Genomic DNA, 11,553 nt, shown 5'->3' on the forward strand with positions numbered 1-11,553 from the left:
CCCGCCCGCATTGCCAACTGTGGCCGGCATTAACATGCCAAAACCGGCACCGGAAAGCGGGGGAAATACAGAGAATTAGACACTAAACTCATCAATTTTATTGTCTCAAAGTGATTGACACATTCCGGACGCGCTGCAACTCCGATGGTAACGGCGCGCGCTTGCCACGCGCCGGCTTGAATCGAGCAGCAGCAGGAAGCGGCTGACCTGGCTGCTGAAAACGAGCGGCAGGGCGGCGACATCGAGCTGACCAAGGCCCTGTTGAGGCTGGAGGCGGCCAATGAGCGGATAAGCAAGGCGGAAGCGGCGACCATCGAAGCGATGGCCCAGGCGCGCAAGCATGGCGAAGCGGTGTTCGCGGACGCGGCCAAGGTCGAGGCGGCAAAAAACACCGTCGCCAACCTGACCGGCAAGCTGGCAACCACGCTGCCGAAGGCGCCCTCGAAAGAATGATTTCGCCGATTGAGCCTTGTGTCAAACGGTGACTGAACGGAAGACGACGAGCGAGGGAGGGCTGATTACGCTAAAAGATTGTAGCGCCTGCGCGATAGCGGGGCTGGCTACCGGTCCCTATCAATGTCTACGAAGCCACTAAAAATCACACAAAGAAATTTAATTTCCTGAATTAAATTAGTGATACAATGCAGCAACAATTAACATGTAAAATTTTAACAGGTTTCCACCTGTGTGTAGCAGCTCGCGTTTCAAGCCGGTTATGCTCACGGTTGACGCCCTTTCAGCTTCCGGTCGATAGCCTCACGCACCAGGCTCAAGCCAAGTCCTTGTTGGCGATAGTGCGCGATGCACGCCCATGCCGAGTAAGGCGCGGTGTGCTGCGGCAGCTCCCGGCGGCGCGCGCGATTCGAAAGGCCCAGTGATTGCGCCGCCGGCATTCACTGCGATCCAGGCTCGACGCCGGCCCCCTCGACTCAAGAGCGGAGCAAATCCACTCTCGAAGTCCGTTCGCTTTTGCCCCGGAAAGCGCGATTCGGCACACCGCATGGGTTAAAAAAATGTGTCCCGTTAACGCCGTTGTCGCGCAAACGGTCATTTAAATAGGCAAAGAAAGCAGTCAGATCGGATTGGCGGATGCTGTGCACCGCCATCGAATCGCGGATCATTTTTGGTCTTTTGATAAGTGTTATGGGACTCGTTATCGTTGTGGATCTACCTCATGACCCAGTCCAAGACCAACATCGCCAAGCTGGCCATGATGCGCCAGCGCGAGGAAAACCAGCCTTTACAGGGCGACGTGCGTGTCGACGATGCCTACTTGGGAGGCGGGCGCACTGGCGGCAAAGCCGGACGCGGGGTGGAGAGCAAAGTCGCGTTTGTGGTCGGCTTTTTTTTGCCGCCCTGGCGCCATGGGCGAAGAGTGCAATTGCTCCGGGCAGCTGTGTGCTCGCCGATGGCCTGCTCGGTTCGACGTGCTGGAACGACCGGTCTATGAACACAAGGTCGTCCTCGCGATTTAGCCGATGCGCAATATCGATTCCGTCGGCGCTCCGATTTGGCAGCCATGGTGCCATGGCTCGCCGTTGCTGTCATGCGGGCAAGTCCATGTTCGAAAAGAAAGATTCTGAAGCCTGCCGACGGACGAACGTCATCAGGTTTAAAATGTCTGGCAGCGGTGGCCCTGGGATGACTGAGCCGGCCTTTGTGAAGAGTAAAAAAACCATGTCGGATTAGTGGCCCGACATCCGAAAGCCGCCGTAAGCCATTTCCGATACCGCCCCGGTAAATAGCGTAGTTAACTATACTAGAGCAATCATGCTACGCACCGTAGCGCCTAATTTCCCCATTTTTTTGCTCCAATAATATGTATTTATATCCTTTTAAAAATTTTATAAAAATTAAAAAATTATTGTTAGTTTCGTTGGCCGCGTTTTATTATTCATCGCACGCCTCAGCAACACCTTTGATAGGCACTGAGTTGGCGAGTTTTTCGGTTTTGGCCGGTAGTTATGCAACTTATGGTGCGAACACCACCATTAATGGTAATGTAGGGGCTGTTGGTTATATAACGGCCGGCGCCAACGCCATGACATTGAATAATTATTCTGGCGCTGCTATTACCTACGGCGCTGGAGCTTCAAGCCTAAGCACCAATGCGGTCAGCGCTGTAACCATAGGTGAACTTGCTAATGCCGGTGCCGTTGGTAAAAATATATCGAGCTTAGAGATTGCGCTTACACAATTTAACGCTGCAAAATCCGCGTTAAACAACATGGAGAACGGACGTGCTCTTGATGCGACAATCAGTGGCAATATTTTACTCGCACCCGGTCTCTACATTTCGAGCGCTCTGACGACGGCGGCTGGCACGATTATTACACTTGATGGTAAGGGTATGGCAAACCCGTATTGGGTTTTCAATATTAATACTTATCTGGTTACGGGGGCAAATACGGAGGTTCAATTTGCAGCCGGCACCACAAACGCCAGTGTATTCTGGAATACAGGCGGCTATACAACACTTGGAGCCGATACCTCGTTACTCGGTGTCGTTCTCTCTTCGGAGTATATCGTCGAAGGCGCCGGCGCAACCATTGCATGTGGAAACGCCTTTTCGCTGAGCTACGTCGGTGTTGGTGCCGATGGGGCAACCAGTGCTAGCGATTGTGCGGGCTCATTCAAAGGCATGAGTGGCGGCCTTCATATTGTAAATGGCATCGCAGTTGCCTCTCCAGTATCCGAAGTATCCGATTCAGTTTCGCTCCCTGAACTGCCAGAGCCAAATTCTTATGCTTTGTTGTTGGTTGGTTTAGGCATGATGGGCGTTGTCACCCGTCGGCGTAAAAATAAGGACAACGCTTGGAGCCGTGTTTTTATACATAAGTCATCCAAGCCCGTCCCGAAGTGCCCGTAGCGTCGCGGCGGCAGCAAACACTTGATCAAGCCCACGCCAGATTGTCTTGGCTCCCGGTTCGCCGTCGCTCTTGCGGCCGAGGAAGCCGCCCACCTGCGCAATCATTCGCACGACCTTATTGAGCGCCAGTGGCGTGGCGGACATCTCCTTCTTGGTCAGCAAGCGGGCGCCACGGATTTCGTCAGGGTCGAAGAATAACGACGCCGCCAGGTCTGGACAGGTTTATCCCTGGCGCATCAGATACGTCATGCGCCAGGCCGCGCCCATGCATGCACGCCACCGTGCGGATTGTTCCGCTCAAGAAGAGCTGTGGCTTGCCACGGCCGCTCGCCAGCGCCCGCACGTTCAAGCCTCGCCTAGCCAGTTAGGCGGTCCAGGTGGTCGGACTGTCCCCTCTGGCAGTGTGTGATCGGGCAGTGCGTCACATCCTGCAGCGCCGCATCGGCGTTTTCCGACAGTTCGACCGGTGCGCGCCAACATCGGGGTCCACCAGGATGTGGTGCTGGCCGACATACACGATGACGGTGGCGTTTTTTGGTTGGGTGATTCGCATGGGGCTTGCTTTCTCAAAACGGCTTCTGAAACGGAGTGTCGCGCGCGGCCAGGCGCTGCAATGAAGCTCGTCCGATGTGGGGATGCGCGTGACCACCATGAAAATCAACGTTCCCGCCTTTGATGGCTGCATGGGGATGGACGTGTTCGGCCAGGCGGCGACGCCGAAAGAGGCGAGGGCGGTGGCGCGCATGGCGCTGCTGAACGTGCGCGCGCATCAACCTGGCCAGGCGCCTGCTCGAATCGGGGAAGCTCAGCCCGGCGCAGATCACCGAGCGGGTCGGCTACCTCGACGTCGCCACCTTTTGGCGGCCGTCGCACGGCGGCCGCCGTGATATCGTGATGCGCATGTGGCCCTATCAAAAAGTGCTGGCGCACCGCGGCGGCGGCAAGCTCGCTCCCGAAAACACCTTGGCGGCGCTCAGGTGCGGCTTGGCGCACGGCTATCGCGCCGTCGAATTCGACGTCATGCTGGCACGCGACGGCGTGCCGGTGGTGATGCACGATCCGTATCTCGGGCGCACGGTCGCCGGTTCCGGCAATGTGTTCGACTACGACGCCGATGAGCTGGCCGGGATGGACGCCGGCATCTGGTTCGGCAAGCAGTTTCAAGGCGAGCCGGTGCCGCTGTTCGCCGATTTCGCCGCCTTCTGCAAAGCCAACGGCATCTGGATGAACATCGAAATCAAGCCGGCGCCGGGGTTCGAGCTCGAGACCGGCAAGGCGGTGGCCGAAGCCACGCGCGCGCTGTTCACCTTCGAGATCGGCGCCGGCGAGGTGGCGCAGGTGCCGCTGTTGTCGTCGTTCAGCGAGACGGCGCTGGCGGCGGCGCGCGACGCGGCCCCCGACATCGCGCGCGCCGTGCTGTTCGATGCGATCCCGCGCAACTGGCGGCCGCGCGTGAAAAAGCTCGGCGCGGTGGCGATCCACGTCAACCACAAGCACCTGACGGCTTCCCTGGCGCGCGAGGTCAGGCTGGCCGGCTTCGGCCTGTTTTGCTATACCGTCAACAATCCGATCCGCGCGCGCGAGATCCTGGCCTGGGGCGTCGACGGCTTTTGCACCGACCGCATCGACCTGATCGGGCCGGATTTTGCGGCGGCAGCGAAGTAAGTCATTCGTAACTTAGCTACGCTATAATCGTTTTTTCCCGGCATGCTGCCTTCCCTCGCCCATACGACATGAAATCATCTGAAATTCGCGACAAATTCCTCACGTTCTTTGAATCGAAGGGACACTCGGTTGTTCGGTCCAGCCCGCTTGTGCCGGGCAACGACCCGACCATGTTGCTGACCAATAGCGGCATGGTGCAGTTCAAGGACGTGTTCATCGGCACCGACAGCCGGCCATATACGCGCGCCACTTCGGTGCAGCGCTGCGTGCGCGCCGGCGGCAAGCATAACGACCTGGAAAATGTCGGCTACACGGCGCGTCACCACACCTTCTTCGAAATGCTGGGCAATTTCAGCTTCGGCGACTACTTCAAGCGCGACGCCATCAACTACGCCTGGGAGCTGCTGACCAAGGTCTACGGCCTGCCGGCCGACAAGCTCACCGTTACCGTGTATGTCGAGGACGACGAGGCGTACGACATCTGGGCCAACGAGATTGGCGTGCCTGCGGCGCGCATCATCCGTATCGGCGACAACAAGGGTGGGCGCTACGCATCGGATAACTTCTGGCAGATGGCCGATACCGGACCTTGCGGCCCGTGCACCGAGATTTTCTACGACCACGGCGCCGACATTCCGGGCGGCCCTCCCGGTTCGCCCGACGAAGACGGCGACCGCTTCATCGAAATCTGGAACCTGGTGTTCATGCAGTTCAACCGCGACGAAGCGGGCAACATGAACAAGCTGCCCAAGCCTTGCGTCGACACCGGCATGGGCATGGAGCGCCTGGCCGCCGTGCTCCAGCACGTGCACAGCAATTACGAAATCGACCTGTTCCAGAACCTGATCCGCGCCGCCGCGCGCGAAACCCGCACCCTCGACCTGGAGAGCAAGTCGCTGCGCGTGATCGCCGACCATATCCGCGCCGCCTCGTTTTTGATCGTCGACGGCATCATCCCCGGCCCCGAAGGCCACGGTTACGTCCTGCGCCGCATCATCCGCCGCGCGCTGCGCCACGGTCACAAGCTCGGACAAAACCGGCCGTTTTTCTACAAGCTGGTCGAAGACCTCAACGACGAGATGGGCGCCGCCTATCCGGAGCTGGCCGAGGCCAAACAGCGCGTCGCCCAAACGCTCAGGCAGGAAGAAGAGCGCTTCGGCGAGACGCTGGAAAACGGCATGAAGATCCTCGAGGCGCAGCTGGCCAAAGACAGCAAGAATCTGGATGGCGCCACCGCCTTCACTTTGTACGACACCTACGGTTTTCCGCTCGACCTGACCGCTGACATCTGCCGCGAACGCGGCGTGACGTTGGACCAAGCCGGCTTCACGGCGGCGATGGAGCAGCAGAAGAAGACGGCGCGCGCGGCCGGCAAGTTCAAGATGGCCGCCGGCGTCGAGTATTCGGGCGCCAAGACCACATTCATCGGCTACGACTCGCTGGTTCACAACGCCACCATCATCGCCTTGTACTGCGGCGGCGCGAAGGTCGAGCAATTAAAAGCCGGCCAGGCCGGCATCGTGGTGCTCGACACTACGCCGTTCTACGCTGAATCGGGCGGCCAGGTCGGCGACCAGGGCTTGCTCAAAGGCGGCGACGGTTCGTTCGAAGTCGACGACACCCTCAAGGTCCAGGCCGACGTGTTCGGTCACCACGGCGAGCTGGTGGCCGGCGTGCTGAAGGTCGGCGACAAGGTCGATGCCATCGTCGACGAAGACAAGCGCGGGCGCACCATCCGCAACCACTCGGCCACGCACCTGATGCACAAGGCGCTGCGCGAAGTCTTGGGCAGCCACGTGGCGCAAAAAGGTTCGCTGGTCGATCCGGACAAGACCCGTTTCGACTTCAGCCACAACGCGCCATTGACGGCCGAGCAGATCGCCAAGGTGGAAGTCATCGTCAACCGCGAGATCCTGCAAAACCACGCTACCCTGGCCCAGCACATGTCGTTCGACGACGCCGTCAAGCATGGCGCGATGGCGCTGTTCGGCGAAAAATACGGCGACGAAGTGCGGGTGCTCGACATCGGCTCGTCGAAGGAGCTGTGCGGCGGCGTCCACGTCGAGCGCACCGGCGACATCGGTTTGTTCAAGATCATCAGCGAGGCCGGCGTGGCGGCCGGTATCCGCCGCCTGGAAGCGGTAACGGGCGAAGGCGCGCTGGCAATGGTGCAGTCGCTGGGCCGCCGGCTGCAGGAAGCGGCCGGCGCGCTCAAGACCAATCCGGAAGAGCTGACCACCCGCATCGGTCAGGTGCAGGACCAGGTCAGGTCGCTGGAGAAGGAACTGGCGGCGCTCAAATCGAAGCTGGCCTCGGGGCAGGGCGACGAACTGGTGACCCGGGCGATCGACGTCAACGGCATCATGGTGCTGGCGGCAACGCTCGAAGGCGCCGACGTGGCGCGCCTGCGCGAGACGATGGACAAGCTCAAGGACAAGCTGAAGACGGCCGCCATCGTGCTCGCTAGCGTGGCCGATGGCAAGGTCAGTCTGATCGCCGGCGTCACGGCGGACGCCACCGCCAGGGTCAAGGCTGGCGAACTGGTCAATTTTGTGGCCCAGCAGGTTGGCGGCAAGGGCGGCGGACGTCCCGACATGGCGCAGGCCGGCGGCACTGATCCGAGCGGGCTGGCGCAAGCGCTGGCCGGCGTGGTGGCGTGGGTGGGACAGCGCACCGGCTGATGTTGTAGACCGGTTATTATGATCGTATATTGCTTACGGTCGTTGCGATTTCGCAACGGCCCAAGTTTATTTTGGTGCGCTGCGTCATAATTCGCCAATTGGAGTAGTATGGGAAGTATGAACACCGCCACTACCCCAGTACACCATGCGATGAGCGACATCACTTTCATTAGCGACATGGAATACCAGAAAGAACTCGATGCACGCGGCCTCAATTGCCCGTTGCCGATCCTGAAGGCGAAAAAGGCCTTGGCCGAGATGGAGACAGGCGAAGTCCTGCGCATCCTCGCCACCGATTCGGGCTCGGTACGCGACTTCCAGGCGTTTGCCAAGCAGACCGGCAATGCCTTGCTGTCGCACACGCAGAACGGCCTCGAGTTCACATTCCTGATGCGCCGCAAATAACCGATGCATGATCGCCAACGCCCTCGATGAGGGCGTTGGTCCCTGTATGGTTGTTGTTTTTGTGCGGCAGCCTCGCTTTCGCGAGGATCGCCGTATTTAGACGTTCCCTTCTACTAAAAATCGCACGATCGTGCTTTAATTTCGACTTGATCGTGTTTTTCTCATATAATCTAGCCCACAGTCATTCATCATATTTATTTTCAAAGGCCCCCCATGAAAGTCCTGGTCCCCGTCAAGCGCGTCATCGACTACAACGTCAAGGTTCGCGTCAAGTCCGACGGCACTGGCGTCGAAACCGCCAATGTCAAAATGTCGATGAATCCGTTCGACGAGATCGCGCTGGAAGAAGCGATGCGCCTGAAAGAAGCCGGCAAAGTTACTGAAGTGATCGCCGTCTCGTGCGGCGTGGCGCAGGCGCAGGAAACGCTGCGTACCGGCATGGCGATCGGCGCCGATCGCGCGATCCTGGTTGAAACCAGCACCGACCTCGAGCCGCTGGCCGTGGCCAAGCTGCTCAAGGCGGTGGCCGACAAGGAACAGCCGCAGCTGATCATCCTCGGCAAGCAGGCAATCGATGACGACTCCAATCAGACCGGCCAGATGCTGGCAGCCTTGCTGGGTTGGCCGCAAGCGACGTTCGCCTCGAAAGTGGTGCTCGAAGGCGGCACCGTCACGGTGACCCGCGAAGTCGACGGCGGTTCGGAAACGCTGGCGCTCACGCTGCCGGCGATCGTCACCACCGACCTGCGCCTGAACGAGCCGCGCTACGTCACGCTGCCGAACATCATGAAGGCGAAGAAGAAGCAGCTCGACGTGTTGAAACCGGAAGAGCTGGGCGTGGACGTGACGCCGCGCCTGAAAACGCTCAAGGTCGTCGAGCCGGCCAAGCGCTCGGCCGGCATCAAGGTACCCGACGCGGCGACCTTGGTGGCCAAGCTGCGCACCGAAGCCAAAGTCATCTGATAGCGCGCTCGCCGCCCACGCCTGTCCGTCCCACACAAGAATAGGAAACATCATGGCCGCTTTAGTCATCGCCGAACACGACAACGCATCCCTGAAGGGAAGCACCCACCACACCGTCACCGCGGCACTCCAGTGCGGCGGCGAAGTGCACCTGCTGGTTGCCGGCAGCAACTGCGGCGCCGCCGCCGAGCAAGCCGCCGCCATCGCTGGCGTCACGAAAGTGCTGGTCGCCGACGCACCGCACTTCGCCGACGGCCTGGCCGAAAACGTCGCCGCGCAAGTGCTGGCACTGTCGGCCAGCTACTCCCACATCCTGGCGCCGGCGACCGCCTATGGCAAAAACATCCTGCCGCGCGTGGCCGCCAAGCTCGACGTCGCGCAGATCTCCGAAATCACCAAGGTCGATTCGCCCGATACCTTCGAGCGCCCGATCTACGCCGGCAACGCCATCGCCACCGTGCAGTCGAGCGACAAGATTAAAGTCATCACCGTGCGCGGCACCGGCTTCGACGCTGCGCCTGCCGGCGGCGGTACGGCCGCGGTTGAAACCGTTGCCGCCGTCGCCGATGCGGGCACCTCTACCTTTATCGGGCGCGAGCTGGCCAAGTCGGATCGCCCTGAACTGACCGCTGCCAAGATCATCGTCTCGGGTGGCCGCGGCATGGGCTCCGGCGACAATTTTAAACTGCTCGAGCCGCTGGCCGACAAGCTCGGCGCGGCCATGGGCGCCTCGCGCGCCGCGGTCGACGCCGGCTACGTGCCTAACGACTGGCAGGTCGGCCAGACCGGCAAGATCGTGGCGCCAGCGCTGTACATCGCCGTCGGCATTTCCGGCGCGATCCAGCACCTGGCCGGCATGAAGGACTCGAAGACCATCGTCGCCATCAACAAGGATCCGGAAGCGCCGATCTTTGCCGTGGCCGATTACGGCATCGTCGGCGACTTGTTCGACGTGGTGCCGGATCTGGTCAAGCAGCTCGGCTGACCGGACATAGTGTGACGTCGTCCTCGCGAACGCGGGGACCCCATTTTGCAGATGCCCGGCGAAATCGGGTTCGCGCATGCGCGGGAACGACGAGCTAGCGGCGCTATTGGCCGGTTAGCTTCGGGTGTGCTCACGAAAATATCAGGAGACCCAGGTGACCTACAAAGCCCCCCTTCAAGACATGCAGTTCGTGATGAACGAACTGGCCGGACTGTCCGCCATCAACCAGTTGCCGGGCTGCGAAGACGCCACCGCCGACACGGTCGAGGCGGTATTGGAAGAGAACGCGAAATTTTGCGGCAACGTCATCGCGCCGCTGAACCACGCCAGCGACAAGGCACCGAGCTTCTGGCACGACGGCCAGGTCACTACCGCCAAGGGCTTTCGCGAAGCCTTTAAAAGCTTCGGTGACGCCGGCTGGCAGGGCGTGCAGCATCCATCCGAATTCGGCGGGCAGGGCCTGCCCAAGCTGGTGGCCACGCCATGCATCGAGATGCTCAATGCGGCGTCGATCTCGTTCGCACTGGTGGCGCTGCTGACCGACGGCGCCATCGAGGCGCTGCTGACGGCGGGCAGCGATGCGCAGAAGGGCACCTATCTCGAGCCGCTCATCTCCGGCAAATGGACCGGCACCATGAACCTGACCGAGCCGCAGGCCGGCTCCGACCTGGCAGCGGTGCGCACGCGCGCGGTGCCGCAGGGCGACGGCACCTACAAGGTGTTCGGCACCAAGATCTACATCACCTACGGCGAGCACGACATGGCCGAGAACATCATCCACCTGGTGCTGGCGCGCACGCCCGACGCGCCGCCGGGGGTGAAGGGGATCTCGCTGTTCATCGTGCCCAAGTTCCTGGTCAATGCGGACGGCTCCCCGGGCGAGCGCAACGACGCCCATTGCGTTTCGATCGAGCACAAGCTGGGCATCAAGGCCAGCCCCACCGCGGTGCTGCAGTTCGGCGACCATGGCGGCGCCATCGGCACGTTGGTGGGCGAAGAAAACCGCGGCCTCGAATACATGTTCATCATGATGAATGCGGCCCGCTTCGGCGTCGGCTTGCAGGGCATTGGTCTTGCCGACCGTGCCTACCAGCAGGCGGTGGCGTTCGCCAAGGACCGCGTGCAGTCGCGCGACCTGGCCGGCTCCAGCGGGCCGGTATCGATCATCCACCATCCGGACGTGCGCCGCATGCTGATGTCGATGCGCGCCCACGTCGAGGCGGCGCGCGCGCTGGCGTATGTCGGCGCCGGCATCAGCGACCTGGCCCACCACCACCCGGATGCGGACATGCGGGCGGCCAATCTGGCGGTGTACGAATACCTGGTGCCGGTCATCAAGGGCTGGTCGACCGAGATGTCGCAGGACGTCACGCGCGACGGTGTGCAGGTCCACGGCGGCATGGGTTTTATTGAGGAAACCGGCGCCGCCCAACACTACCGCGACGCCAAGATCCTCACCATCTACGAGGGCACCACGGCGATCCAGGCCAATGACCTGGTGGGGCGCAAGACGGTGCGCGACGGCGGCGCTGTCGCCAAAGGCATCATCGCGCAGGTGCGCGCCACCGAAGCGCAGCTGGCCGACATTGATGGCGCCGACTTCGCGGCGATCCGGCTCCGGCTGGCCGACGGCAGCGCCGCGCTGGAAGCGGTGGTCGACTACATGGTAGCGAACATGAGGTCGGACATCTTGGCCGTGTTCGCCGGCAGCGTAACTTACCTGCGGCTGGCCGGTATCGTGCTGGGCGGCTGGCAGATGGCGCGCGCCGCCCTGGCCGCCCAGCGCAAGCTCGATGCTGGCGAGGGCGAGGCCGCCTTTTACCGGGCCAAGATCGCCACCGCGCGCTTCTTCGCCGACCATATCCTGTCGCAGGCAAGCGGCTTGCGCTGCGCGATCGTGGAGGGCAGCGCGGGCGTGCTGGCGCTGACGGAAGACCAGTTCTGATCGTTTGCGAAGTCAGCAAAACGAGCAAAAAAGCAGCCCC

Annotated in this window: 10 protein-coding genes and 2 pseudogenes; 9 read left to right on the top strand and 3 right to left on the bottom strand. The window is 61.2% G+C overall.

Translation table 11 applies throughout. The annotated features are described in order from the left end of the window. The first annotated feature begins 261 nt into the window (after positions 1-261). On the top strand, positions 262-453 hold the full coding sequence (locus CR103_RS02940) for a hypothetical protein (RefSeq protein WP_099914526.1): 192 nt from the start codon (positions 262-264) through the stop codon (positions 451-453). A gap of 476 nt (positions 454-929) precedes the next feature. On the opposite strand, the gene CR103_RS22990 is transcribed toward CR103_RS02940, so the two are convergent. Beyond that, on the bottom strand, positions 930-1,121 hold the full coding sequence (locus tag CR103_RS22990) for a hypothetical protein (RefSeq protein ID WP_143752504.1): 192 nt from the start codon (positions 1,119-1,121) through the stop codon (positions 930-932). 32 nt (positions 1,122-1,153) lie between these two features. On the opposite strand from CR103_RS22990, the pseudogene CR103_RS02945 reads away from it, so the two are divergent. After that, positions 1,154-1,437, top strand: a pseudogene (locus CR103_RS02945) (IS1595 family transposase); the annotation flags it as partial. A 382-nt stretch (positions 1,438-1,819) separates the two neighbouring features. Then, entirely contained in the window at positions 1,820-2,869 is a 1,050-nt protein-coding gene (locus CR103_RS02950; RefSeq protein ID WP_099914528.1) for an ice-binding family protein, read from the top strand. Here CR103_RS02950 and CR103_RS02955 read toward each other — a convergent pair. Together CR103_RS02955 and CR103_RS02960 are read right to left on the bottom strand one after the other, a co-directional pair. Then, positions 2,840-3,136, bottom strand: a pseudogene (locus tag CR103_RS02955) (IS4 family transposase); the annotation flags it as partial. The gene CR103_RS02950 and the pseudogene CR103_RS02955 overlap by 30 nt on opposite strands. A gap of 154 nt (positions 3,137-3,290) precedes the next feature. Further along, positions 3,291-3,614: a hypothetical protein gene (locus CR103_RS02960; RefSeq protein ID WP_099914529.1), complete on the bottom strand. Its 324-nt coding sequence runs from the start codon at positions 3,612-3,614 to the stop codon at positions 3,291-3,293. A 155-nt stretch (positions 3,615-3,769) separates the two neighbouring features. Between CR103_RS02960 and ugpQ the strand changes: the two genes are divergently transcribed. The 6 genes from ugpQ (at position 3,770) to CR103_RS02990 (ending at position 11,513) form a co-directional block, all read left to right on the top strand. Next, complete coding sequence (gene ugpQ, locus CR103_RS02965) at positions 3,770-4,534, top strand: glycerophosphodiester phosphodiesterase (protein ID WP_099914709.1); 765 nt, start codon at positions 3,770-3,772, stop codon at positions 4,532-4,534. Between the two features lie 68 nt (positions 4,535-4,602). Next, positions 4,603-7,215 carry an alanine--tRNA ligase gene (gene alaS, locus CR103_RS02970; RefSeq protein WP_099914530.1) on the top strand — a complete coding sequence of 871 codons (2,613 nt, stop codon included), beginning with the start codon at positions 4,603-4,605 and terminating at the stop codon, positions 7,213-7,215. A 177-nt stretch (positions 7,216-7,392) separates the two neighbouring features. Then, entirely contained in the window at positions 7,393-7,620 is a 228-nt protein-coding gene (locus tag CR103_RS02975; RefSeq protein ID WP_099914710.1) for a sulfurtransferase TusA family protein, read from the top strand. A 213-nt stretch (positions 7,621-7,833) separates the two neighbouring features. Continuing rightward, positions 7,834-8,583, top strand: a complete 750-nt coding sequence (locus CR103_RS02980) for an electron transfer flavoprotein subunit beta/FixA family protein (RefSeq protein WP_099914531.1) — start codon at positions 7,834-7,836, stop codon at positions 8,581-8,583. 52 nt (positions 8,584-8,635) lie between these two features. Beyond that, entirely contained in the window at positions 8,636-9,568 is a 933-nt protein-coding gene (locus CR103_RS02985) for an electron transfer flavoprotein subunit alpha/FixB family protein (RefSeq protein WP_099914532.1), read from the top strand. A gap of 154 nt (positions 9,569-9,722) precedes the next feature. Then, on the top strand, positions 9,723-11,513 hold the full coding sequence (locus CR103_RS02990; protein WP_099914533.1) for an acyl-CoA dehydrogenase: 1,791 nt from the start codon (positions 9,723-9,725) through the stop codon (positions 11,511-11,513). Positions 11,514-11,553: the final 40 nt, after the last annotated feature.

Origin of the sequence: Massilia psychrophila (genome assembly GCF_002760665.1) — a bacterium.
Lineage (GTDB): Bacteria > Pseudomonadota > Gammaproteobacteria > Burkholderiales > Burkholderiaceae_D > JAFCUW01.